This is a genomic window from Algoriphagus sp. NBT04N3 (assembly GCF_019443765.1).
GTDB classification, from domain to species: domain Bacteria; phylum Bacteroidota; class Bacteroidia; order Cytophagales; family Cyclobacteriaceae; genus Algoriphagus; species Algoriphagus ornithinivorans.
Map to the genome: position 1 here is coordinate 4,499,097 of NZ_CP048415.1, position 25,190 is coordinate 4,524,286.

General features: G+C 40.8%; 24 protein-coding genes. 17 read left to right on the plus strand and 7 right to left on the minus strand.

The features are described from left to right. Positions 1 to 5 precede the first annotated feature (5 nt). Positions 6 to 1,073, minus strand: coding sequence for an IS3 family transposase (locus tag GYM62_RS19525; RefSeq protein WP_219957479.1), 1,068 nt, complete (start codon positions 1,071 to 1,073; stop codon positions 6 to 8). Beyond that, on the minus strand, positions 1,049 to 1,378 hold the full coding sequence (locus GYM62_RS19530; protein ID WP_219956957.1) for a transposase: 330 nt from the start codon (positions 1,376 to 1,378) through the stop codon (positions 1,049 to 1,051). The genes GYM62_RS19525 and GYM62_RS19530 overlap by 25 nt, the downstream gene beginning before the upstream one ends. 147 nt (positions 1,379 to 1,525) lie before the next feature. On the opposite strand from GYM62_RS19530, the gene GYM62_RS21220 reads away from it, so the two are divergent. Further along, positions 1,526 to 2,185, plus strand: a complete 660-nt coding sequence (locus tag GYM62_RS21220) for a DDE-type integrase/transposase/recombinase (RefSeq protein WP_219959409.1) — start codon at positions 1,526 to 1,528, stop codon at positions 2,183 to 2,185. On the opposite strand, the gene GYM62_RS19540 is transcribed toward GYM62_RS21220, so the two are convergent. Both GYM62_RS19540 and GYM62_RS19545 read right to left on the minus strand, forming a co-directional pair. Continuing rightward, positions 2,104 to 2,508 (minus strand): IS3 family transposase, encoded by a 405-nt coding sequence (locus GYM62_RS19540; RefSeq protein ID WP_219957638.1) that lies wholly within the window; start codon positions 2,506 to 2,508, stop codon positions 2,104 to 2,106. The genes GYM62_RS21220 and GYM62_RS19540 overlap by 82 nt on opposite strands. Further along, on the minus strand, positions 2,484 to 2,813 hold the full coding sequence (locus GYM62_RS19545) for a transposase (RefSeq protein WP_219956957.1): 330 nt from the start codon (positions 2,811 to 2,813) through the stop codon (positions 2,484 to 2,486). The genes GYM62_RS19540 and GYM62_RS19545 overlap by 25 nt, the downstream gene beginning before the upstream one ends. Positions 2,814 to 3,122: 309 nt before the next feature. Here GYM62_RS19545 and htpG point away from each other — a divergent pair, with 309 nt between their 5' ends. The 14 genes from htpG to GYM62_RS19615 all read left to right on the plus strand — a co-directional run bounded on the left by htpG (position 3,123) and on the right by GYM62_RS19615 (position 17,684). Next, positions 3,123 to 5,009, plus strand: a complete 1,887-nt coding sequence (gene htpG, locus GYM62_RS19550) for a molecular chaperone HtpG (protein ID WP_219957639.1) — start codon at positions 3,123 to 3,125, stop codon at positions 5,007 to 5,009. 445 nt (positions 5,010 to 5,454) lie between these two features. Next, positions 5,455 to 6,465 (plus strand): IS30 family transposase, encoded by a 1,011-nt coding sequence (locus tag GYM62_RS19555; RefSeq protein ID WP_219956726.1) that lies wholly within the window; start codon positions 5,455 to 5,457, stop codon positions 6,463 to 6,465. Between the two features lie 271 nt (positions 6,466 to 6,736). Beyond that, positions 6,737 to 6,949, plus strand: a complete 213-nt coding sequence (locus GYM62_RS19560; RefSeq protein WP_219957640.1) for a hypothetical protein — start codon at positions 6,737 to 6,739, stop codon at positions 6,947 to 6,949. A gap of 137 nt (positions 6,950 to 7,086) precedes the next feature. After that, positions 7,087 to 8,049: a hypothetical protein gene (locus GYM62_RS19565; protein WP_219957641.1), complete on the plus strand. Its 963-nt coding sequence runs from the start codon at positions 7,087 to 7,089 to the stop codon at positions 8,047 to 8,049. Between the two features lie 145 nt (positions 8,050 to 8,194). Continuing rightward, positions 8,195 to 8,572, plus strand: coding sequence for a transposase (locus GYM62_RS19570; protein WP_219956869.1), 378 nt, complete (start codon positions 8,195 to 8,197; stop codon positions 8,570 to 8,572). Next, positions 8,542 to 9,390: an IS3 family transposase gene (locus tag GYM62_RS19575; protein WP_219959474.1), complete on the plus strand. Its 849-nt coding sequence runs from the start codon at positions 8,542 to 8,544 to the stop codon at positions 9,388 to 9,390. Before GYM62_RS19570 ends, GYM62_RS19575 begins: the two co-directional genes overlap by 31 nt. A 184-nt stretch (positions 9,391 to 9,574) precedes the next feature. Then, complete coding sequence (locus GYM62_RS19580) at positions 9,575 to 9,988, plus strand: Rrf2 family transcriptional regulator (RefSeq protein ID WP_219957642.1); 414 nt, start codon at positions 9,575 to 9,577, stop codon at positions 9,986 to 9,988. Between the two features lie 77 nt (positions 9,989 to 10,065). Further along, positions 10,066 to 10,344: a DUF2061 domain-containing protein gene (locus tag GYM62_RS19585; RefSeq protein ID WP_091651405.1), complete on the plus strand. Its 279-nt coding sequence runs from the start codon at positions 10,066 to 10,068 to the stop codon at positions 10,342 to 10,344. Continuing rightward, positions 10,313 to 11,017, plus strand: a complete 705-nt coding sequence (locus tag GYM62_RS19590; RefSeq protein WP_219957643.1) for a phosphoadenylyl-sulfate reductase — start codon at positions 10,313 to 10,315, stop codon at positions 11,015 to 11,017. Before GYM62_RS19585 ends, GYM62_RS19590 begins: the two co-directional genes overlap by 32 nt. A gap of 319 nt (positions 11,018 to 11,336) precedes the next feature. Further along, positions 11,337 to 12,236 (plus strand): sulfate adenylyltransferase subunit CysD, encoded by a 900-nt coding sequence (gene cysD / locus GYM62_RS19595; protein WP_219957644.1) that lies wholly within the window; start codon positions 11,337 to 11,339, stop codon positions 12,234 to 12,236. Between the two features lie 183 nt (positions 12,237 to 12,419). Further along, positions 12,420 to 13,679 carry a sulfate adenylyltransferase subunit 1 gene (locus GYM62_RS19600; RefSeq protein ID WP_219957645.1) on the plus strand — a complete coding sequence of 420 codons (1,260 nt, stop codon included), beginning with the start codon at positions 12,420 to 12,422 and terminating at the stop codon, positions 13,677 to 13,679. 350 nt (positions 13,680 to 14,029) lie between these two features. Beyond that, the gene (locus tag GYM62_RS19605; protein ID WP_219957646.1) at positions 14,030 to 16,129 is read left to right on the plus strand and encodes a HEPN domain-containing protein; all 2,100 of its coding nucleotides are present in this window, start codon (positions 14,030 to 14,032) and stop codon (positions 16,127 to 16,129) included. Next, positions 16,126 to 16,899 carry a uroporphyrinogen-III C-methyltransferase gene (gene cobA / locus GYM62_RS19610; RefSeq protein WP_219957647.1) on the plus strand — a complete coding sequence of 258 codons (774 nt, stop codon included), beginning with the start codon at positions 16,126 to 16,128 and terminating at the stop codon, positions 16,897 to 16,899. Before GYM62_RS19605 ends, cobA begins: the two co-directional genes overlap by 4 nt. A gap of 209 nt (positions 16,900 to 17,108) precedes the next feature. After that, positions 17,109 to 17,684: a bifunctional precorrin-2 dehydrogenase/sirohydrochlorin ferrochelatase gene (locus GYM62_RS19615; protein WP_219957648.1), complete on the plus strand. Its 576-nt coding sequence runs from the start codon at positions 17,109 to 17,111 to the stop codon at positions 17,682 to 17,684. A 979-nt stretch (positions 17,685 to 18,663) separates the two neighbouring features. On the opposite strand, the gene GYM62_RS19620 is transcribed toward GYM62_RS19615, so the two are convergent. From GYM62_RS19620 to GYM62_RS19630, 3 genes are all read right to left on the minus strand, one after another. Further along, on the minus strand, positions 18,664 to 19,005 hold the full coding sequence (locus GYM62_RS19620) for a type II toxin-antitoxin system PemK/MazF family toxin (RefSeq protein WP_091651385.1): 342 nt from the start codon (positions 19,003 to 19,005) through the stop codon (positions 18,664 to 18,666). Next, entirely contained in the window at positions 18,989 to 19,225 is a 237-nt protein-coding gene (locus GYM62_RS19625) for a hypothetical protein (RefSeq protein ID WP_091651383.1), read from the minus strand. Before GYM62_RS19625 ends, GYM62_RS19620 begins: the two co-directional genes overlap by 17 nt. 835 nt (positions 19,226 to 20,060) lie before the next feature. Then, positions 20,061 to 21,716 (minus strand): hypothetical protein, encoded by a 1,656-nt coding sequence (locus GYM62_RS19630; protein WP_219957649.1) that lies wholly within the window; start codon positions 21,714 to 21,716, stop codon positions 20,061 to 20,063. Between the two features lie 396 nt (positions 21,717 to 22,112). Between GYM62_RS19630 and GYM62_RS19635 the strand changes: the two genes are divergently transcribed. Both GYM62_RS19635 and metK read left to right on the plus strand, forming a co-directional pair. After that, positions 22,113 to 23,504 carry a S8 family peptidase gene (locus GYM62_RS19635; protein WP_219957650.1) on the plus strand — a complete coding sequence of 464 codons (1,392 nt, stop codon included), beginning with the start codon at positions 22,113 to 22,115 and terminating at the stop codon, positions 23,502 to 23,504. 266 nt (positions 23,505 to 23,770) lie between these two features. Continuing rightward, the gene (gene metK / locus GYM62_RS19640; protein WP_219957651.1) at positions 23,771 to 25,024 is read left to right on the plus strand and encodes a methionine adenosyltransferase; all 1,254 of its coding nucleotides are present in this window, start codon (positions 23,771 to 23,773) and stop codon (positions 25,022 to 25,024) included. The last annotated feature ends 166 nt before the right edge of the window (positions 25,025 to 25,190 follow it).

Genomic DNA, 25,190 nt, shown 5'->3' on the forward strand with positions numbered 1-25,190 from the left:
CTGATCTACCCCCCTATAAACTGGACAGAATTAGTTAGAGGTATTGAATTTAAATTATTTATTGATTTTGTTCGTATTGCAGAATGAACATCTTCACAGGGGGAACCGGAGCCTAGGCTTGGTTTCTCCTTGAAGAAAAATTTTACTTTCTTTCCATTAGTCCTTAGCCCTATTTTTTCTTGATTCCACAGGGACAAAAACTGCTCAGGGGATTTTCCAAGAAGCTCCTTTTTGATTCTTTTTCGATTATATACCCTGAAGAATTCTGAAAAAACTGCCCTTGCATGAATCAAATCCTGAAACTCGTAACCGGAGGTAACAGACTTTGATACGATGTGATGAAAAGATTCGATATGCCCATTTTGTTGCGGCACTCCAGGCTGAATAAATTCATGTTCGAAGGGTAGCTGCTGAATAGCTGATCGAAGTTCTTTAGATATAAATTGAGGTCCGTTATCGGTTCTAATCCGCAGCAAAGGTTGGGACTCCGAAGTCTCAGGATACTCTTGAAACATCCTCTTAATAAGGGCCACCACCTGGCCAGCCTTCATTCTGTAATCCAAGGTCCAAGCTAGCGCTAAACGGCTAAATGTATCCAGCGCAGTAAGCAGATAAGCTGTCCTGTTTGCTCCCGAAACATAAATGTACTTGATATCCAGTTCAATGGTCTGGAAAGGAAATTGCGCACAGGGACTGTTTGAAACTACCCGCTTTCGGCTTTTGGTTTCGTTCCTGGCCCTTTTTGGATAGAGGAGTCTGTGTTCTTTCATCAGTCTGTAAACCTTTTTCTTATTAATCAGCAATCCTCTGTTTTTAAGTTCCAGACACATCATGTCTGCTCCATAATTCAGAAAAGGCTCTAAACAGATGGATCTGATCAACTCCACTACCTGACCATTGGACATTAATTCCCCAGACTGCGTGGATGTATGTGTAGAAGGCTTTCTTCCTGCTTTTCCCTGTTTGGGCTTATAGTAGTAAGTGCTTCTCGGAATTTCGGCGAGAGGTAGCGCAGCGGCAGTCCTCAAACCCTGTTGCAAATAACGGTTTACGACTTCTCTCCTCTGTTCCATTCTGCAATCTTTTTTTTTAAAAGCTCAGACAGCATTTTCTTCTCCAGTTCTTTCTCAGCAATAATTTCCTTGGCCAATGCCAACTCCTTTCGGAGACGAATCAGCTCCTGTTCCTGAGATTTGCCCCGTCTGTTCTCTAATCCGTCAACCCCTTGGGCGTTATACCGTTCGGACCAGTCATAATATTGAGAGGGGGCTATGCCATGTTTACGGCAGCCCGCTATGACACCCAATCGCTGGATATCCAAGAGCATCCGCTCTTTTTCTTCCTTACTCCATCGTCTTTGTTCTTTTTTCACAATCATAAAATTAGTGTTTAATTCACTAATCTCAGTCCAGCTCTTTAAGGGGGTGAATCAAGACTCCTCTATCCAAAAAGGGCCAGGAACGAAACCAAAAGCCGAAAGCGGGTAGTTTCAAACAGTCCCTGTGCGCAATTTCCTTTCCAGACCATTGAACTGGATATCAAGTACATTTATGTTTCGGGAGCAAACAGGACAGCTTATCTGCTTACTGCGCTGGATACATTTAGCCGTTTAGCGCTAGCTTGGACCTTGGATTACAGAATGAAGGCTGGCCAGGTGGTGGCCCTTATTAAGAGGATGTTTCAAGAGTATCCTGAGACTTCGGAGTCCCAACCTTTGCTGCGGATTAGAACCGATAACGGACCTCAATTTATATCTAAAGAACTTCGATCAGCTATTCAGCAGCTACCCTTCGAACATGAATTTATTCAGCCTGGAGTGCCGCAACAAAATGGGCATATCGAATCTTTTCATCACATCGTATCAAAGTCTGTTACCTCCGGTTACGAGTTTCAGGATTTGATTCATGCAAGGGCAGTTTTTTCAGAATTCTTCAGGGTATATAATCGAAAAAGAATCAAAAAGGAGCTTCTTGGAAAATCCCCTGAGCAGTTTTTGTCCCTGTGGAATCAAGAAAAAATAGGGCTAAGGACTAATGGAAAGAAAGTAAAATTTTTCTTCAAGGAGAAACCAAGCCTAGGCTCCGGTTCCCCCTGTGAAGATGTTCATTCTGCAATACGAACAAAATCAATAAATAATTTAAATTCAATACCTCTAACTAATTCTGTCCAGTTTATAGGGGGGTAGATCAGTCTGTGTTCTTTCATCAGTCTGTAAACCTTTTTCTTATTAATCAGCAATCCTCTGTTTTTAAGTTCCAGACACATCATGTCTGCTCCATAATTCAGAAAAGGCTCTAAACAGATGGATCTGATCAACTCCACTACCTGACCATTGGACATTAATTCCCCAGACTGCGTGGATGTATGTGTAGAAGGCTTTCTTCCTGCTTTTCCCTGTTTGGGCTTATAGTAGTAAGTGCTTCTCGGAATTTCGGCGAGAGGTAGCGCAGCGGCAGTCCTCAAACCCTGTTGCAAATAACGGTTTACGACTTCTCTCCTCTGTTCCATTCTGCAATCTTTTTTTTTAAAAGCTCAGACAGCATTTTCTTCTCCAGTTCTTTCTCAGCAATAATTTCCTTGGCCAATGCCAACTCCTTTCGGAGACGAATCAGCTCCTGTTCCTGAGATTTGCCCCGTCTGTTCTCTAATCCGTCAACCCCTTGGGCGTTATACCGTTCGGACCAGTCATAATATTGAGAGGGGGCTATGCCATGTTTACGGCAGCCCGCTATGACACCCAATCGCTGGATATCCAAGAGCATCCGCTCTTTTTCTTCCTTACTCCATCGTCTTTGTTCTTTTTTCACAATCATAAAATTAGTGTTTAATTCACTAATCTCAGTCCAGCTCTTTAAGGGGGTGAATCATTCGATATTTTCTGGGATGTGTAATTGAGTATATGAATGTCGTTATTTTGAATTCTCTCGCTTCTCGCCTCTCATTGTCCTCAATCTTACCCCGAAAGCTCTCGGGACATAACTCGCAAATCCCAATTTCCTTCATCCTTCTCGCTTCTACCTTCTCACTTTCAAATCTGTCATCTTGTCACTTTTTTGGGTTTGGAACAGGCATTGATAATCCAATGATGTCAATTATTGTATTCACCAAACTGATTTATACCCATGCAGGAAAAAGGTACCATCTCGATTCATACCGAGAATATTTTCCCGATCATCAAGAAGTTTTTGTATTCCGATCACGAGATTTTTCTCCGTGAACTCGTATCCAACGCCGTAGATGCTACTCAGAAAATCAAGCGCCTTGCGACATTAGGTCAGTACAAAGGAGAATTGGGTGACATCACTGTGGAGGTTTCTTTTGATGAGAAAAAGAAAACCATCACCATCGCTGACAAAGGCCTGGGGATGACAGCTGAGGAGATCAAAAAGTACATCAACCAGATTGCTTTCTCCGGTGCCACCGAATTTGTGGAGAAATTCAAAGATGCCAAAGACGCCAATGAGATCATTGGTAAGTTTGGTTTGGGTTTCTACTCTGCTTTTATGGTGGCCAAAAAAGTGGAAATTCATACGCTTTCCTATCAGGAGGGAGCTGAACCGGCGATCTGGACTTGTGATGGCAGCACTGAATTTGAAATCAAAAAGGGTAAGCGTAAAGACCGCGGAACAGAGATCGTTCTTCATATCAATGAAGATTCAGAAGAATTCCTAGACAAGTGGAAGCTCCAAGGCATCCTGGACAAATATTGCAAGTTCCTGCCTGTTCCGATCAAGTTTGGCACCAAAACCGAATCCGTAGAAGATGGGGTCGATGATAAAGGAGAAAAGAAATGGAAATCCGTTGAAGTGGACAATATCATTAACACCACTTCCCCGATTTGGACCAAATCCCCAAGTGATCTCAAAGACGAGGATTATCTGGCCTTCTACAAGGAGCTTTACCCTATGAGTGAAGATCCGCTATTTTGGATTCATCTAAATGTGGATTACCCATTCAATTTAACGGGTGTCTTGTACTTCCCGAAGGTGAAAAACGAATTCGAGTTGCAGCGGAATAAAATCAAATTGTTTAGTCGCCAAGTCTTCATTACCGATGAGGTGAAAGATATTGTCCCTGAATTTTTGATGCTTTTGCATGGAGTAATCGACTCTCCTGATATTCCGCTCAACGTATCCCGAAGCTTCCTACAGGCTGATGGAAATGTGAAGAAAATCAACAATTACATCACGAAAAAAGTAGCGGACAAGCTTTCTGAGCTTTATAAAAAGGACAGAAAGGCCTACGAAGCCAAGTGGAATGACATCGGACTTTTTGTGAAGTACGGTATGATCTCAGAGGATAAATTCTATGAAAAAGGCAAAGAATTTACCCTGCTCAAAAATACCAAAGATGAGTATTACACGCTGGATGAGTACACCGAAAAGGTGAAAACTATCCAGAAGGATAAAAACGAGCAGACTATCTTCTTATATGCCACAGACGTGGATAAGCAAGACAGCTTTATTGCCTCTGCCAATAAGAAAGACTATGATGTGTTGGTTTTGGATTCTCCGATTGATAGCCACTTTATCCAGCATATTGAGACCAAGCTGGAGAAAACTCAACTCAAGCGTGTCGATGCGGATGTAGTGGAAAAACTAATCCAGAAAGAAGATAGCTATGCGAATTTGCTTACCGAAGATCAAAGCAAGCAAGTGAAGGAGCTCTTCGAAAAAGCCATCGATAATAAATCCTACACAGTGGAGATTGAAGGCTTGAGTCCTGAAGAAATGCCAGTGACTATTACGATGGAAGAGTGGATGAGAAGAATGAAGGACATGGCGCAGACGGGTGGAGGACCGATGAGTTTCTATGGACAAATGCCGGATAGCTATAAAGTAGCCATTAATGGCAATCACCCAGTGGTCGATAAAATCTTGAAAGCTGAAGGAGAAGAAGCCCAACTGCAACTGGCCAAGCAAGCATTTGACTTGGCGAAACTGTCTCAGGGACTTCTAACCGGTAAGGACCTCACCGCATTTGTTAAAAGAAGTGTAGAGTTGATCTAACCTTTGATGACCTTTGAGGTCTTCAAGACCTCGAAGGTCTTCTTTACTTATCTAAATATTCAAACCTTGGGGTTTCAATCCCGATAGAAATCGGGACTCAAAGGTTAGCCCAATCCCCATCTACCCGACGGGGATTTTTTATTCATACACAATTTTTAGTGTTTCATACCTTAAAAATCAGTTGTTTATTAATAAATTGTATTTCAGGAAGTTATAAATATAAATATTTCTAGAAATAAATTTTTATAGCTGATAATCAATTGCTTATGGGCCTATCTGAAAAAATTTTAGTCAAATTCTTGACTTTATGGATGGGGGGGGTAAGTTTAGTTCAAGTTTTTATCGATGAGGCTTCCCAGATTCAAGTAATAAGTGCAACACTAAAGGTTTAAGGAAGGAAGCCTAGGCTTCCTTCCTTAGGCTGAAGAATTAAATTAGTGTTGTCATGCAGAAATTCAATCATCTCAGCCCAGAGCAAAGGTACCAAATCGAAATTTTAATCAAACAAGGGGTGACTCAGACCGGTATTGCCCGAGCTTTAGGAGTTCATAAAAGCACCATTTGTCGGGAGCTTCGTCGGAACACGGGTCTACGCGGGCGCAATGCGGGTGAATATGTCGCTCGTGTCGCTCAAAACAGAACCGATGAACGGCATAAGCTTAAACCCAAGAATATCCGTTTCAAGGCTGAGCTAAAGGAACAAGCTCGAGTTTGGCTCAAGGAGGAAAAACTGAGTCCGGAATTGATTGCTGCCAAATGGGAATTGGATGGAAACCCGGGCGTGTCCCATGAAACCATTTATCAATGGATTTGGAAAGCCAAGAAAAGTAAGCATTGGTCATTGACCAGAGATCGGGAGCTTTATAAATGCCTCCGCCATGGGAAAAGAAAGCGAAAAAGAGGCAATTACAGAGATTCCAGAGGAATCATAAAGGAAAGAGTGCCTATTGAACAACGACCTGCTGTTGTAGCCCTAAGGGAGCGAATAGGCGATATAGAAGTCGATCTGATGATGGGTAAGAACCACCAGTCTGCTCTTCTGGTCTTGGTAGATAGGGCTACCCTGATTACCACTATGGAGAAATTATCCGGTAAGAATGCTGATGCTATTGAACAGAAATTAGCTAAGCGAATCCAAAGGATTGGGCCTTCCTTTTTCAAATCGATCACCTTTGATAATGACATGGCTTTTGCAAACCATCACTTGATTCGAGACAAATACAATATCCCAACCTACTTTACTCGGCCGTATACTTCGCAGGATAAAGGAACTGTCGAAAACAGAATAGGATTGATTAGAGCTTTCTTACCTAAAAAAACTGACCTCAATGAAATCTCAACAGAACAAATACAAGCAATCGAGGCTAAAATCAATAACAGACCCGTTAGAAAGTTTAATTACCTTAGTCCAATACAAAAACTCAAACAAAAATTAGGTGTTGCACTTATAAGTTGAACACGGCCTTTTTAATAAAAACATCAATTTTAAATCTTTAAAGCAAATGAAAAAAATCTCTGTATTATTAATTCTATGCCTTATTTGTTTTTGGCATTTTGAAGTATTTTCCCAAACCCTCGGGGGCGGAGGGGGCAATACGGTTGAGTGTTTCTCCCAATCCTACACTCAAGATGACTTTGATTATTATGATTGTGGAACTTGTCAAAAAGTTGATGGGCGAAGAGGATATGGCAGTATTAGATTATGTAACACTTAAAAATTAGGAAAAATGAAAGCTAAAATAAAAGTAATTGCATTTGCACTCATTATTGCGACTTCTTTCTCATCATCAGTGATAGGTCAGACACTTGGAGGAGGTGGGACTGTAGACTGTTACTCACAGTCACGTGACGCCGAGGATTTTGATTATTACGATTGTGGAACTTGTGAAAAAGTTGAGGGAAGAATGGCATTTGGAAATGCTAGACAATGTTCAGTTTAAATATTTTGGAGCCCAATTTTTTGGGCTCTTTTTTAATTTCGATAGGTTTGAGAAAAAAATTTAAAGTATATATCGCGCTTATAATAATAATTTGTTCATGTAAGAACTCTAAAAATATTGAGGTCCCATTAATTAAAATGGATGGAATTGAGATATTAAAAGATGAAGTAGGCGTTTCTAGTTTTTACACGTTTCAAGACTATGTCCTTCTTAAAATGAATAAAAAGGTAGGATATGGATTAGCTTTATATCATAAGTCCAATCTAGAAAAACCACTTGCTAGATTTGCGCCATTTGGAGAAGGACCTGATGAATGGGGGGCAATCAGAGTAAATGGTCAAACTTTATCAAAAAATGGAACAAATTATTTGGTTTTGAATGACGGTTTTAAATATAGAGTCCGACTATTGAATCTTGATAGACTTATAAAAGATTCAGTTGAAGTTTATGACTATACTTATGACATTGATAGTAAACATGGGTTAAGCCAATCAATAACCTTTCTGAATGATTCAATTATTGTATCAACTCCTGGTATTGATTCAAAAGAATTTGGGAGACTTAAATTTTATAATTTAAAAGCGGATTCATCTTGGGTTTCAGACCTGTTTCCTCAAGTATTGGACCAAAACTTAAGTCCATTTGATTTCTATTCTCTATATTTTTCTTATATACATGTCAACGAAGGTTCTAAAAAAATAGCTTCCTCTATGGATGCTTTTGATCGAATAGATATATTTGACTTCAATGGAAATTTGGAAAATTCTTATCTTGGAGAATCGGATCATTATATAACAGAGAATCCAAAATTGAAAGAAGAAGGAACATTTCCTCCCTATCCTGTATATTACAAATACTCTACCTCTTCACCTAATCATATTTATGGTCTATATTATAATCAGTTGAATGTTGAAATAGAACAAAAAGAAATTCAACCATTAATTAAAGTAATAGATTGGGAAGGGAATTTGGTTGCTAATTTATTGGTAGACGAATACTTAAGTAATATAGAAGTATATAAGGATGAATCTTTTCTAATTGGAATAGATAAGGTTAATGAAAAAATTATGCTTTACGATCTTAAAAAAGTATTATTATAACGACTATTTTTTAGGGTCTTCTAAAATCATATATAATAAATCAAGTATTATTGAAAATAACTTTTGGTAAATTAGTGTCAAGGTGAAATTGTTCCTAACCGCTTAAATAACTGGACCAGTTTTGTTGCCTAAACTTAGGAACAAAATGATCGAAGACTTACTTAAAAACGCGCGACTTTCTTCCGGTGGTCGAAAGCTACTCACTTCACAACAAAAAGCCTTTATTGTAGAAGATTGGGAAAGTTCTGGCTTATCTTGTCCTGAATATTGTCGCCGACACGGGCTGATCACCAGTCAGGTGTATAGCTGGCGTTCACTTGCTAAATCAGGAGCCATTATGAGTATCAAAAATCAAGGTGACCTACATTCCAAAGCTGAATTGGAAATGCTTAGAAAAGAGAATGAAGAGCTCAAGAAGGCTCTCGGGGAATCTACTTTGGATATTAAGATCCTAAAAAAAAAGTTAGAGATGGATCAACTTCGAAACAAGAAATTGAATCGTTATCCAGACAATTCGGAGTAAGCATGAATAGGATTATCAAGACACTGGGAGTCGCCAAATCCTCTGTATATTATAAAGCAAAGCCCTATCCTGAACGAAAAAGGACAGTGCGAAAAGAACTGTGTGAGCAGATGAAACTGGCTGTTGTAGAAATCACGGCAAAGAAATCCACCTATGGGGTACCCCGGGTCAAGGCGCTGCTCAAACGGGATTATGGGCTCAACGTGACCAAATACATGGTGCACCGCTACATGAAGGAAGAAGGGTTGTTGATTACCCGACACCGAACCAGAGGCAGCAGCAGATCCCATACAGGGCAGATAGCAGTAGAAACACCTAATACGCGATGGGCTAGTGATATCACTTCGATTAAATGCTGGAATGGGGAAAAGCTCCGGGTGGCCTTTCTTCTCGACTGTTGTGACAGGTCCATCATCGCCTGGAAAGCAGGAAAACATATGCAGGCAGTTGATATTGAATTAATGGTTCAAGAAGCCTTACATATCCGCTTTGGAGAGAGTTTGCCTGAACCGGATACACTGCAGTTTTTACATGGCAATGGACCGGAATTCATTGAAAAAAAGCTCAGAGCCAGCTTGAAATCCTGGAATATAATCGATTGTAATACCCCAACCTATTCACCACAATCAAACGGGATGTGTGAAGCCTTCAATGCTACATTTAAACGAGATTATGTCTATGAGAGCTGCCTGGATAATCCAAAAACCGTACACAGGCAAATACAGAAGTGGATGAATGAATACAATACATATGCACCACATTCTGCATTAGAAATGAAAACACCAAATGAATTTTATAACTTTAAAATCGCTGCATAACTAGTCCAACTTTCAAGCGGAAAGAGCAACCTCAAGATTTAATCGATTAATGTAATTTAATTTTAAAATGAAAGAGATGATGTAAAATAGATTTAGGTATGTATTAAAATCCCCTAGAAATTTGGGGATTTATTATTCCCCACTCCCGTACTAGGCTATTCCAAGAATTGGATTATTTTTGTTTATGCTTTCCAAAAAAACCAAGTACGCCCTTCATGCCCTCACTTATCTGGGCAAGCACCGGGATGAAAAAACAGTGCTGATCCATGATATAGCCGAAGAGCATGGGATCTCCCATAAGTTCCTGGAGAATATCTTGCTCGAACTCAAAAAAGCTGGCATGCTGGGAAGTAAAAAAGGAAAAGGGGGAGGTTATTATTTGATCAAAGATCCAAAAGATATTCCACTTTCCAAAGTGATTCGACTCCTCGACGGACCTATTGCTATGCTCCCCTGTGTGAGTTTGAATTACTACGAACCCTGCGACGAATGCAAAGATGAAGCAACTTGTGGCATCAATAAGGTGATGATTCAAGTTCGAGATGAGACTCTTAAAATACTGGAAAACAAGACATTAGCTGATATTTTAAAAACTTAACAAAAATTTTTTACCATAAACCCTATAAAATATGTAGGCTTTATATACTTTTGTTTTTCACTCCCGTTGAAACCTATATGATTTTAGATCAGCACATTAAAAAATGGTTTGAGTCCAAAAAAGGGACAGACAGTAATTTGAAGAGTCTCATGAAGTCTATTTCATGGCGAATCGTGGGGACTATTGATACCATTGTTATCTCCTTTATTGTGACGGGTCAATTGACCATGGCGCTTTCAATCGGTTCGGTAGAAGTAGTCTCTAAAATCCTCTTGTACTACCTGCACGAGCGGGTATGGGAGTCTGCAACAAAAACAAAAGAGCATGAGCCTGAAAAAGAATATGCAAGATCTTGAGCACAGATTAGATCAATTGACGGCCAAGGAAAGCTTGGCTTTGATTGCGGATCTTTTTCCCGGAAAGGTGGTATTCTCTACTTCATTGGGTCAGGAAGATCAAGTCATTACTCAATTGATTGCTTCCCAAAATCTACCTATTCAAATCTTTTCCTTAGATACAGGAAGGTTGTTTCCGGAGACTTTGGAATTGTTGGCACGCACGGAAAGCAAGTACCAAACGCGAATTAAAGTCTACTATCCAGAACGGGAATCGGTAGAAAACCTAGTAGCAGAGCAAGGGATCAACGGATTTTATGAATCTGTTGAGAATCGTAAATCCTGTTGCTTTGTCCGCAAAGTAGAACCTTTGAAAAGAGCTTTGGCAGGAAATGAAGTCTGGGTAACGGGACTTCGTGCTGAGCAAAGCGCCAATAGAAGCGACTTGAAGCGGATCGAATGGGATGAAGCCAATCAGATACTGAAATTCAATCCTTTATTGGATTGGACTTTTGAACAGATGATTTCCTACATCGAGGAACATAAAATCCCTTATAATCCACTTCATGATAAAGGCTTTATCAGCATAGGTTGCGCTCCATGTACACGGGCTATTCTTCCAGGAGAAAATCCCCGTGACGGGCGCTGGTGGTGGGAAGACTCAAAAAAGGAGTGTGGGTTGCATTCCAGATAGCAGTGGTCAGTTTGCAGTTCGCAGAAGTCTGAGATTGACGTCACTGCGAGTCCCGCAGGGTGAAGCAGTCTCATAATTTAAAAAGTGTTTGAAAAGATTGCTTCTCCCGATTCTCGGGATCTCAATGACTAATGTCAGATGATACTTCGAAATTCATTATTCGATGTTCGAAATTCGAAATTGAAAAAATTTGAAGATTGAAAAACTAGCCAAAGAATATCTAATTCTGGAAAGAATAAAGAAAATAATAACGAATGATGAACGCTGAATGTCGAATATCGAAGACGGCGTAAAACATAAATTAAAATTGTATTTCCATATGTCAAACCTATTCATACCTAACCCCAAAGAAGCAGAATCCATCCATATCCTTCGGGAAGTGGCGGCGCAATTTGAGCGCCCTGTTTTGCTTTTTTCTGGAGGAAAAGATTCGATTACCTTGGTCAGATTGGCTCAAAAGGCATTTTTTCCAGCTAAAATTCCTTTTCCGCTATTGCATGTGGATACAGGGCATAATTTTCCGGAGACCATAGAATTCAGGGATCAACTCGTGGCGGAGCTAGGCTTGGAACTGATTGTCAGAAAGGTGCAAGACTCCATCGATCAAGGGAAAGTTCGTGAAGAAAAAGGGCGCTATGCCAGCCGAAACTCCTTGCAGACTACCACCCTTTTGGATGCGATCGAGGAGTTCAAGTTTGATGCCTGTATCGGTGGAGCAAGAAGAGATGAAGAAAAAGCCAGAGCAAAAGAGCGGGTATTCTCCGTTCGGGATGACTTCGGCCAATGGGACGAAAAAAATCAGCGGCCGGAATTATTCGATATGCTAAACGGTAAAATCCATGTAGGGCAAAATGTGCGGGTTTTCCCGATTTCTAATTGGACTGAATTGGATGTTTGGGAGTATATCAAAACAGAGAATATTGCGATTCCAAGCATCTACTTTGCGCACAAGCGGGAGGTCTTTTTCCGAGATGGATTGATTTGGACCGCTAATGAGCACGTCTTTCGCGAAGCGAATGAAGAGGTGGTAGAAAAATGGGTTCGATTCCGTACCGTTGGAGATATGACCTGTACCGCGGCAGTACTTTCCGAAGCCAAAACATTGGAAGATGTGGTTGCTGAAATTCGGGAATCTACACTCTCCGAGCGTGGAGCCCGCATAGACGACAAACGCTCAGAAGCAGCGATGGAAACGAGGAAAAAGGTGGGTTACTTTTAAAAAGAAGCAAGAATCTAGATACGAGAAGCGAGACATTCAAAAAGAAAAAGAAACACGGTTGAAATAGGATAGAAATAATTCCCGCAAGCGGGAAGAAATACTCGGCTTGAACCGATGGTAAGTATTTCGCCTAACGTAGTGAGGTCTATTTCAATCTATTTCAACTGTATATCAAAAAATAATATGGACATCCAAGGAAGAAAATTAATCAAAATCGCAACTGCAGGATCGGTGGATGATGGCAAAAGTACCTTGATTGGGCGTTTGCTTTATGATACCAACTCCCTGACTACAGATAAGATTGAGGCTATTGAAAAAAGCTCCAAACAAAGAGGGTACGATTATTTGGATTTTTCCCTGGCAACGGATGGTTTGGTTGCCGAGCGCGAGCAAGGGATTACGATTGATGTGGCGCATATTTATTTCAATACCGCCAAAACCAATTTTATCGTAGCCGACACTCCCGGGCATGTGGAATATACCCGAAATATGGTGACAGGGGCTTCTACTTCCCAGGTAGCAATCATTTTAATTGATGCCAGAAAAGGTGTTATCGAACAAACCTACAGACATTTCTTCATTGCCAATTTGCTTCGCATGTCTCATGTGGTAGTGGCGATCAATAAAATGGATTTGGTGAATTATGAGGAAGATGTTTTTCTAAAAATCAAAGCCGATTTTGATGGGTTGGTGGCTAAGAGTTCCTTTTCCGAAGAACAGATTACTTTCATCCCCGTTTCAGCCTTGAAAGGTGAAAATATAGCCAGACAGTCAGAAGCAATGCCTTGGTATGTTGGAAATACCTTATTGGATCATCTGGAGGTTTTGGAGCCTCAGGATTTGCAGGAAAGTGCGGTGGCCAGATTCCCTGTTCAATACGTAATCCGTCCAAAAACAGAAGCCTACCATGATTTCCGTGGATTCTCTGGAAAACTCTATGGCAATGAACTTCAGGTTGGGGACCGAGTAGCCGTCCTTCCATCCGGAAATGAGTCTACTATCAAGAGCATTCATTTCTTTGAAAAAGAAGTGAATGCAGCAGCTCCTGGTGCCTCAGTGGTCATTTCCTTGGATGACGAGGTGGATTGCAGTAGGGGAGATATGATTGTGAAAGTTGGCGAGGAACCTAAAAGTGAGAAAATCCTTGCTGCCACACTTTGTCAGGTAAACTCAAAAGTGCTCCAAGTTGGACAAAAATATATCCTTCAGCATGGAGTCAATCGGGTGTTGGCTAAAGTAGATCGCATCGAAGCCAAGGTCCATGCGGATTTCTCTGGTGAAGAGGAAACCAAACAGCTTAAATTGAATGATATTGGAAAGGTCCATTTTCGTCTGAGCAAACCAATTCATTACGACTCCTATCAAAACAATAAATCGAACGGAGCTTTTATCCTAATCGATGAAGGAAGCTTTGATACGGTTTCGGTAGGATTCATTGATTAAGTATGAATTCTAAAGTATGAAATCTGAAATGCTTCCAAATCTCCCTGTTTTAGAGATGGTTGGAAGAAAGGATGATTTAAGAAGTATGACGAACTGTTCAATTATTTGGAAAATAATAAAGTAGAAGAATTAAATTATTGTCAGCCTGAGCGGAGTCGAAGGCGATATACTTTAAATTCAGAAACGAGATCAAATCCCCCTTTTCAAAGGGGGTTAGGGGGATTTGAGTTAATTTCATTGAGTGGAGTAAAAGAAGAAAAAAAATCTAAAGATCAGCCAAGTCCTAAACCTTGGCTTTCTTTCAAACCTATTAACCTATAATCCCGATAGGGATATAAAACTATTACGCTATGCAAAGTTTTCGAACCGAATTGGAAAACCCCATCGTAGAGCGCGACATTCTGGAATTAGAGCGGAAAATCGCGCTTTTCAAAGAAGGGAAAATCGACGAGGAGAAATTCCGTAGCCTGAGACTAGCTCGAGGCGTTTATGGACAACGGCAGCCCGGAGTGCAAATGATCCGGATCAAGTTGCCTTATGGAAGAGTAACTGCCCCTCAGCTAAGAAGAATCTCCAAAGTTTCGGAAGAATATTCCACGGGGAGATTGCACATCACTACCCGTCAGGATATTCAGATTCATTATGTGAGTTTGGATCGCACACCACAACTTTGGGCCGAACTCGAAAAGGATGATGTGACTTTACGGGAAGCTTGTGGCAACACGGTAAGGAATGTGACAGCATCCGAATTGGCAGGAATAGATCCCAAAGAGCCTTTTGATGTTACTCCATTTGCAGATGCAACTTTTCGGTATTTCCTGAGAAATCCGATTTGCCAAGAAATGGGCCGAAAATTCAAGATGGCCTTTTCTTCATCGGAGGATGACACCGGCTTGTCTTATCTGCATGATTTGGGCTTTATTCCCAAAATCAAAGAAATCAATGGTAAGCAGGTGAGAGGCTTTAAGGTGCTACTCGGTGGAGGCTTAGGTTCCCAACCTAGACATGCGGACCTAGTCTATGATTTTCTGGAAACGGATCAGCTGATTCCCTATATCGAAGCAGTTTTGAGAATTTTTGACCGGCATGGAGAGCGGGCCAGAAGGAATAAAGCCAGGATGAAGTTTTTGGTTAAGGATTTAGGTCTGGATGCTTTTTTAGAATTGGTCGAGCAGGAAAAGAAAGCCCTTCCATTTGCCAGCTATCCCATTGATGCGGCAAGCTATGAGGTTGCCCAAAGCCTACCTAATCCTGAAAAACCTGAACTGAAATCCGAGCTGGGCTTGGATTATGAGCTTTGGAAACTGACTAATGTCTTGCCTCAGAAACAAGAGGGCTATGTAGCGATCGGGGTGCGTGTTCCGCTGGGAGATTTTTACATTTCTCAGGCCAGAGCTTTGGCGGATTTGATTGAAAAATATGCCAATAATGAGCTTCGATTTACGCTTCGTCAAAACTTCCTGATACGTGATGTTCGGGAGGATTTGGTGCCTTTTTTCTATCAGGAACTGAAGAAAATCGGTTTGGCAGAAAGAGGCTATAATTCCTTGGGTGATATAACTGCCTGCCCGGGTACTGATACCTGCAATTTGGGGATCGCGAGCTCTACGGGAATTGCTTCAGAGTTGGAAAAAGTCATATTTAACGAGTATCCGCAATACCTCAAAAATCAGGATTTGGTGATTAAAATTTCCGGATGTATGAATGCCTGTGGCCAGCATAATATGGCACATATCGGTTTTCAGGGCATGTCTATGCGTGTTGGTAAGACGGTGATTCCTGCCTTGCAAGTATTGCTTGGTGGTGGAAATTTGGGTGATGGAAATGGTCGTTTTGCAGATAAAGTAACCAAAATCCCGAGTAAAAGAGGACCTCAGGCTTTAAGATTGTTATTGGATGATTTTGAAGCGAATGGCGAAGATTTGGACTTCCTCAGCTATTATGATCAGAAAGGACAAATGTATTTCTATGAATTGCTGAAAGAGTTGGCGGACCCTGCAAAAGTGACCGAAGAAGATCGGGTAGACTGGGGCAGAAATGAAAATTACGAGGTAGCAGTAGGCGTGGGTGAATGTGCTGGAGTTGTGATTGATTTAGTGGCAACCTTGCTTTTGGAAGCCAAAGAGAAATTGGATTTGGGACAAGAAGCTTTGGAAAATGGCAGATGGTCTGACAGCATTTATCATCACTATGCAGGTTTGATCAATGCTGCCAAAGCTATTTTGCTCAGCGAAGATATCAGTACCAATAGCTATGCAAATATTATTTCCCTCTTTGATGAGCATTTTGTCAGTAGCGGAAAAGTAACCTTAGACTCCACTTTCGCTGAGAAAGTTTACCAAATCAATCAGCATGAGCCTACTCCGGAATTTGCGAGAGCTTACGCCAAGCAGGCTTTGGAAATTTATCAGGCATTGAAAAGTTATAGAGAGGAGGAGGTGAACGCATGAGAGAGCAAATTCATCCCAAGGTAAGTTTGGTTGGCGCGGGTCCGGGTGATCCAGAGTTAATCACTTTGAAAGGCATTTTAGCTTTAAACACTGCAGATGTGGTATTGTATGATGCTTTGATTGATCCGGTTTTATTAAAACATGCTCCCAAATCTGCCATCAAATTCTTTGTTGGCAAGCGCGTGGGCAGGCATTCCAAACCTCAGGAAGACACCAATCAGCTTTGTGTGAGCTTGGCAAAAAAACACGGTCATGTAGTACGCTTGAAAGGAGGAGATCCTTTTGTCTTCGGGAGAGGCGGTGAGGAGATTGAGTATATAGAGAATTTTGGGATTCCCACTGTGGTGGTTCCTGGGATAACTTCTGCTGTAGCAGTTCCTGCTGCCGCTGGTATTCCTGTTACAAAAAGAGGAATTTCTGAGAGTTTCTGGGTGGTTACTGGCACAACTACTGCTGGCGAATTATCCAGAGATTTAGCCTTAGCTGCCCAGAGCACTGCAACTGTTGTGGTTTTGATGGGTACCAAGAAACTGAATGAAATCGTTCAAACCTATCGCAATGCTGGAAGGGAAAATCTTCCAGTAGCCATCATCCAAAGTGGGACTACTAGAGAAGAGAAAATCACGGCTGGTTTTATCTATGACATTGCTCAAAAAGCAGTAGAAAATCAGGTGGAATCGCCAGCAATCATCATCATAGGAGAAGTTGTGAGGGAAAGTATGAGACTGGAGGAAGTGTATCGTGAGTTTGTGAAAATTGAAATGCAATAGAAATATGCCCTTGGCGAAATAAGTCTTTGCGAAATACGATTGAAATATCCCTCGCATTCCTCGGTGAAATAGACTCCCTGCGGTCGTGAAATATAACATAGATCAGTTATTCAATTATTTCGCTCGACAAAGTCGAGCTTATTTCTAAGGTATTTCCATTGTATTTCATATTTCTATTCTCTCCTTTCTAAACTCTATAAATCTAAAAAATGAACCATCTATATCCCATTTTCCTGAAAGTTCACGAACTCAATGTTCTCTTAGTTGGAGGTGGTTTTGTGGGCACTGAGAAACTGGAGTTTTTGCTAAAATCGAGTCCCAAGGCACAGGTAACCGTGGTGTCAAAAATGTTCCGACCGGAATTTTTGGAACTGGCGGAAAAAGCAGAAACAGTTACCTTGATTGAGGATAGCTATGATGAAAAGTACTTGGGTGGAAAACACTTGGTAATTGCTGCAACGGATGATAAAAAGGTAAATCTTCAAATCCGAAATGAGGCTAAGGAGCGCTTTCTTTTGGTGAATGTAGCAGATACTCCAGCCCTTTGTGATTTCTACTTGGGCGGGATAGTCACCAAAGGAAACTTGAAAATTGCCATCTCTACCAATGGAAAATCACCTACAACAGCCAAGCGACTTCGCCAATTATTGGAGGAAGTATTGCCTGAAGAGATTGATGATTTATTGGATAATCTGAATGCTTATCGGGACACCTTGAAGGGTGATTTTGAATACAAGGTTAAGGCGATGAATGAAGTCACGGAGGCATTGGTGAAAAAAAGATAGGCTTCCTGGATAATGTCTCCCGCGGAGTTGCAAAGAAGCAAAGGCCTCGTTAAGACAAATAAAAATCCCGTAGGGATTAGAGCTAGGTGGAAGGATGTCCCAGAGGATTCCCTCCATGCCGTAGGTATGGAAGAACTTCGAAGTTTCGTCTCTGAAAAAAGAAATACGATTGAAATACGCTTCACTTTGCCTCTTTATTTCTTTGCGGGCGAAATATCTCCCGCGAAGAGGCCAAGAAGCGAAGTCCAATTTAAAAATAATTATAATCCCGTAGGGATTTAAGCTGGGTAGAAAAGATGTCTTCAGAGCACATTTCCATGCCGTAGGTATGGCAGAATTTCGAAGTTTCGTCTCTGAAAAAAGAAATACACCCGAAATTCGCTTCGCGAAATAAAGTCGGCTTCGCCTCCTGAAATAAATTCTCTCGCAGCGGCGCAGCGACGCAAGGGAAATTATTGATTTGAATAAAAATCAGCTTTGGGCCTCTGGCCAGATCTGTGATAATCTGTGTTTTTTTCTGCGCTGAACTTGCCTGGCGGCAGTCAGGTCTGCGGGAAAAAAAATCTCCCGGCAAGAGGCCAAGAAGCAAAGATTTATTTAATGTCTTAACCTTGATGAGACCGCTTCGTTCCTCGCGGTGACGCCACTATTTATGACTCACGAGAGTTCCAAACTGCCTACTCCTTTTGCCTCTTCAATTCTTTGCGGGCGAAATATCTCCCACCAAGTGGCAAAGAAGCAAAGGGATAATTTAAGATAAAGCTAACCCCGTAGGGATTTAAGCTAGGTAGCAAAAGGTTTTTTCAGAGCTCATTTCCATGCCGTAGATATGGAAGAATTTCGAGTTTTGGCATGGTTTATCGACAGTCAGTTTTTGGGAAAAAAAATCCTGAAAAGTAGCTAAAGCGCAAAATTATTCAGATTAAAAGATTTTTGATGCTATAGTTTTTTAGGACCGATCCGTTCCTTCAATTAGACTTCAAAAATCTAAAACTGCTTTCAGTTTTTTTCTTAATTCCTGAATTTTTCCATTGTCTAATTTACCTATTCGATCAATAAATCTTCTATTATCAACTGCCCTTATTTGATCAATTAAAACCTCTGAATTTTGACTTAATCCAGTTTTCTTTCCTTCGATTTTTACTCTCAAAATATTTTCCTCTGAACTTAGCTGGCTGGTTATCGGACATATCAGGGTGGAAGGATGCATAACCTGATTTAAAAGATTTGTTTGGATAATGACTGCTGGTCGGATTTTTCCAGGCTCTGTTCCTTTCGAAGGATTGAGATTGACCAGCCAAATCTCATATTGAACCTTCATCGATTAAATTGTCAAATTCTTGATTGATTTGCATGGAAGATTTTTTCACCATTTTGGAAGCCTTTGAAAAATCAGCAGCAAGTGCTTTTCTTTTCAAAAGTTGATTATAAAAATCTAAGGCCTCATTGATATATCTATTTCTGGCAATGCCCTTCAGCTTAATCATTTCTTCAGTTTCTTCGAAAATGTTTTCGTCTAATTTTAAGGATAATGTTTTCATAAATTCCTAAAGTAATACTAAAAGTATATACTCCATTTCTAAAATAAAAGTTTCTTTCTAGGTATTGGGGTTCTGAAATACATTTTTCACGATAAGCCTTCGGCGATAATCGGATCAATTCCCCCTTTGGAATTCTGTACTAAATTGGGATCTCAATTTTAATAAAAGGGGGCAAGGGGGATTTTAGATAAAATTATTTGAGGAAATTAATTCTTTCGCAGCGGCGCAAAGAATACTATAATTAGATATTGTCCTAAAACCAGATCTGTGAAAGACTTGCCTGACGGCAGTCAGGTCTGTGTCTTTTTCTGCGTTAATCTGCGGGCGAAATATCTCCCGCCAAGAGGCCAAGAAGCAAAGAGATAATTCAAGCCAAAGCAAATCCCGTAGGGATTTAAGCTAGGTAGTAAAAGTGTATTCAAAGATCACCTCCATGCCGTAGGTATGGAAGAGTTTGGAAGTTTCGTCTCTGAAAAAAGAATTACAGTTGAAATACGCTTGGCGAAATAAAGTCGGCTTAGACTCTTGAAATAAACCCTCTTGCAGCGATGCAAAGATTTATTTGGGAAGAAATTATTTCTAGTTATTGCTTTGATGAGACCGCTTCGTTCCTCGCGGTGACGCCACTATTTATGACTCACGAGAGTTCCAAACTGCCTACTGCTTCTGCCTACTGCTTTTTGCCTCTTTAATTCTTTGCGGGGAAAAAATCTCCCGCCAAGTGGCAAAGAAGCAAAGAGATAATTCAAGCCAAAGCAAATCCCGTAGGGATTTAAGCATGGTAGCAAAAGGTTTCTACAGAGCACATCTCCATGCCGTAGGTATGGCACAATTTTCACATCCCTTGCATCGGATCCACCCCCGTCATTTCCCATTGGCCCAATGCAATCGGAATACTTCCCATTCCATTCAATTGATCAAAGAAATCCTTCAACCTGAACTCTTCCTCCTTCACCTCTTTAATTCTTGCAAACTCAGCCAGGGTATTTTCGAGGAGATATTTTCCGGTAATATAACTCGATCCATATCCAGGCTGCCTCATATATAAATGTTGCTCAAATAGCAGGAGTTCTTTTTCTGTTTTCATCCAACCTCTAGGCGTATAATCCGAATGAATACCACCCGCTTCCACCATGGTCATTTCATTTGCCTGTGCATAGAGCGAACCTAATCCCCTAGCTGCACGCTGAGCAATCATGATATAGACGATTTCTCTAGATCTTGGGGAATCCTCGTACAGGCCTGCATCCATAAACATCTCTTCCACAGCAGTTGCTGTTCCCTCATTTCTGGAATCGAAAATATTATAAAGTAGCGGTCCTCTCCGGATCGGACTGGCATGGGGTTCATTATCCATGATAGCCAGTTCAAACCAATGATAAAAATGCGAATACAAAGGCAGTGGATCAATATGCATTCCTATGGTAAAGAAATTACGCTTTTCTTTGGGAATGAAACTGCCTCGATGTTCCCTCAGGGCAGGTTCGAAATAATCCTTTACTGTGAGAATCTCTTGATCCTTCAAGAACTCCATAAATTTCTGAATAGAATTCTCTGTTAGCTTTTCAAAATCCTCTGCCGTATTTGCTTCCGCTAAAGGAGGTAGGTTTCGGTTCTGATGTTCCTCCAATTTTAAAGAAGACCAGGCTCTAGCCAACTCTCTTTTAAGTATCATCACCTCATCCTCCCAGGTCAGAGGCACCAAGTGGACATTTTGCAGATACCAGGTGTAATTCTCCTTACCAATTCCTGACTCTCCGGTTTTATTTGCTGATTCTTTGATAAGCCATTCTACAAATCCCTCCGTTGAATTAACCGCATTCTCTACAGCCTCTGCCAATTTCGGATCATTGCTGATTTCAGAGATGAGCAAAAGACCTTTCAAGTCTTCAACTTGCGTAGCGATGGTCGGAATTCCTGCCTCCCAAAGCTCTTTTGCATTTCCAGTGAGATTGGACTCAGCCTGCTTATTGAGCGAAGGGATAGCCTGAAGCTCTTTCAAAAGTTTCGCTTTGCTAGTTTCATCCAAGGGGAATTCGTACTGCCAAAATTCAAGAGTTCCATGATGCGTTGGGCCCTCGTGAGCAGGAACATCGCTTCTTTCCATCCAAAGTGATTTATAAAATGCAGGATCTCTTGCCCAAGGACGAAGTACCCTATCATTGAAATCGTACCCATTCATTTCTGCCCAAACGATTCTCCAATCCACCTTTTCAGGAATAGCCCATCCAGAGGTATCTATCGCTAATAATTCTTTTTGTAATTCCCTAAACTTGGTGTGTCGTAGTTCAAAAGTTGCTTTGCGATAATCCGGAGCTCCATCATGAAGTGGCGGATTTTCAAAAGATCTCCATCTTTCAAAAAGGTTGACCAAATCAGAATACTGGCTTGAACTTTTGTGATCCGAGGTAGATGTGTCATTGGGGACTTGGCAAGAGCAAATTGAAAATATTGCCAAGTTTATCAGTAAGAAATGAACAGTCTTCTTCATAGTTGAAATTGGATAGAGGATAAAAGTTACCGAAACTTTATTGCGCATGGGGGATGAAGAAAAAAAAGTTGAATTTTTTTTCAAAAAAATTAAAAATTTTTTCAGCCAAAATTGGCTTGTTGAACCAAAGAAAATTTGGAATTAATCGCTCTTTTTAATTAGTCCAAAGAGGAGTATAAAGCATTTTATTTTAGGGAAAATCCAATTTTCAGCTTATAAAAAAATCAAGACGCATCAAATGGCTTTTTTATTTGCAAAGCTTGGTTAAAAAAAGGTTTGAAATGGGAATTAAAGTTAACTGAAAGGATAGAAAATTTTCTTTTTCGATAGGACTCATCTATGATATAATATTCAGTAAAAGGTATAAATTCCCAAAAATCTTTAACCATCAATCATATGATAAAAATTAAACATGCGCTGGTTTTCCCTGCTTTGTTAGGGCTAGCAGTTTCTTGTACTGATGTTGCCGAAATTGAGCCTTCAGTTTCAGAACAGATCAAGCTTGATCTTGGTCAAAACTTTGTTCCCGGTCAGTTGCTGATCAAAATGAGAACAGCTACTACTGGATCCAGAATTTCCGCGGACATTTTAGGAGCAATTGGAGGTACTGTAGTAGAGGAAATCAAAACCGGTGCTATGGAATTAGCCAACGCAAGAAAAAGCGGTCCAAATGGGGACTTGATTTTAGTGGATACTAAAATTGGCACCATGGAAGCTATAGAAAAGCTGAAAGCTATGCCTGAAGTGGAATATGCAGAGCCAAACTGGATTTACCAGCATTTTGCTACTTCTAATGATCCTTATTTCACCAATAATCAACTATGGGGAATGTCAGCTGGAGGAAACCAATTTGGCAGCAGAGCGGCTACGGCTTGGGCAGCAAATAAGGTTGGAAGCTCAACTGTCTATGTTGGAATTATAGACGAAGGCTATATGTACGAACATGAGGATTTATCTGGAAATGCTGGGGTAAATCCTGGCGAAATACCGGGTAATGGTGTTGATGATGATGGGAATGGGCTAATTGACGATGTATATGGATGGGATTTTGACGGAAACGACAACTCCCTCTTTGACGGAACAGGGGATGATCACGGTACTCACGTTGCTGGTACTATCGGCGGTGTCGGAGGTAATGGCATAGGTGTAGCAGGTGTAGTTTGGAATGTAAAAATGATCGGAGCTAAATTCTTGGGCTCTAGAGGCGGAACTACTTCCAATGCAATTAAATCAGTGGATTATTTCACTGACTTGAAGGTGAGACATGGGTTGAATATCGTTGCTACTAATAACTCTTGGGGTGGCGGAGGCTATTCGCAAGCATTGAAAGATGCGATTGACCGTGCGAATGCTGCAGGAATTTTATTTATCGCTGCAGCTGGTAATTCAGGCACAGACAATGATATTTCTCCAAGCTATCCTTCTAACTATGACAGTCCAAATGTCATTGCAGTAGCATCAATCACCAGTTCAGGAGCTCTTTCCAGCTTTTCTCAATTCGGCGCAGTTACTGTTGATTTAGGAGCTCCTGGCTCAGGAATTTGGTCTACAGTTCCTGTCACTGTTGGAAAAGGAAGGAAGGCTTCTGTTGGTTCAGGCTATGCAAGTTATAACGGAACCTCCATGGCGACACCTCATGTGACTGGTGCAGCTGCTTTATATGCTTCACTAAATCCAACTGCAAGTGCTGCACAAATCAAAGCAGCTATCTTAAATTCAACCACACCGACTGCATCTTTATCAGGGAAGACTGTTACAGGTGGAAGATTGAATGTTTCTGGCTTTTAATATTTCATAATACTTAATAAAAAATGGGAGGTCCAGCAATGGACCTCCTTTTTTATTCTCAGCCATGAAATATCATTCACACCAATTTCAAACGTGATACCAAGAGCTGTCAGGTTTTTAGAAAATTTCACCAATTCTTCTAAACCACATTTTTTCTGAAAAACCAGGGCATTAAATCCTGAAAGACATATAAGTTTAGGTTTTTTATTTCCTTCAGTTCCCCTATTTTTGGGCTTTCTTTGAAACAAGCATAAGAACGTAAGTTTATGGCATATTTATTTACCTCAGAGTCAGTGTCTGAGGGTCATCCTGACAAAATCGCTGACCAGATTTCCGATGCGCTGATAGATAATTTTTTAGCCTTCGATCCCAATTCAAAAGTTGCATGTGAAACGCTCGTAACCACAGGTCAAGTAGTCTTGGCTGGCGAGGTGAAATCCGATATCTATTTGGATGTGCAAAAGATTGCCCGAGATGTGATCAACAGAATTGGATATACCAAAAGTGAATACATGTTCGAAGGTAACTCCTGTGGAGTGCTTTCTGCTATTCACGAGCAGTCTGCGGATATTAATCAAGGTGTGGACCGAGCAAATCCTGAAGAGCAGGGAGCAGGTGACCAAGGGATGATGTTTGGCTATGCTACCAATGAAACTGAAAACTTCATGCCTTTGGCTTTGGACCTTTCTCACATGATTTTGCGTGAATTGGCAGCCTTGAGAAGGGAAAATAAGGATATCACTTACTTACGCCCTGATTCCAAGGCACAGGTAACCATCGAATACAGTGACGATAACGTACCTCAGCGAATTGAAGCGATCGTTGTTTCCACTCAGCATGATGACTTTGATGAGGAAGAGGCTATGTTGGCAAAAATCAAATCGGACATCATCAGTATCTTGATCCCGAGAGTGAAAGCTCAGTTGAAGCCTGAGTTGCAAAAACTGTTCACCTCAGATATCAAATATCACATCAACCCAACCGGAAAATTCGTAATCGGTGGACCTCATGGTGATACAGGTTTGACGGGAAGAAAAATCATCGTGGATACTTACGGTGGAAAAGGAGCTCACGGTGGAGGGGCATTTTCCGGAAAAGATCCATCGAAAGTAGACCGTTCAGCAGCTTATGCTACTCGTCATATTGCCAAAAATATGGTAGCTGCGGGAATTGCTGACGAAATGTTGGTGCAAGTATCTTATGCTATTGGAGTTGCTGCTCCAATGGGAATTTATGTGAATACTTACGGAACCTCCAAAGTTGGTCTTTCCGATGGAGAGATTGCTAGAAAAGTAGAGGAGCTGTTTGATATGCGTCCTTATGCTATTGAGCAGAGACTTAAATTGAGAAACCCAATTTATGAAGAGACTGCTGCTTATGGACACATGGGTCGTCAAAACGAGGTAGTAACCAAAACCTTTGTTTCTCCTTATAGAGATGAAATTAAGCTGGATGTTGAGCTTTTCACTTGGGAGAAACTAGACTATGTGGAGAAGATTAAAGCTGCTTTTAGCCTATAATCAACTCAAAAAATATAATTGAAAAGCCTCGGGAAATCCCGGGGCTTTTGTTTTTAGTGCCCCCTTTATTTTTATTTCGAAACACTTTTTCATCAATAAGCATAGGTTAAGGAAAGATGAAATCTAAAAATGGGGCTCAATTTTACTCCCTTTTTGCTTATATTTA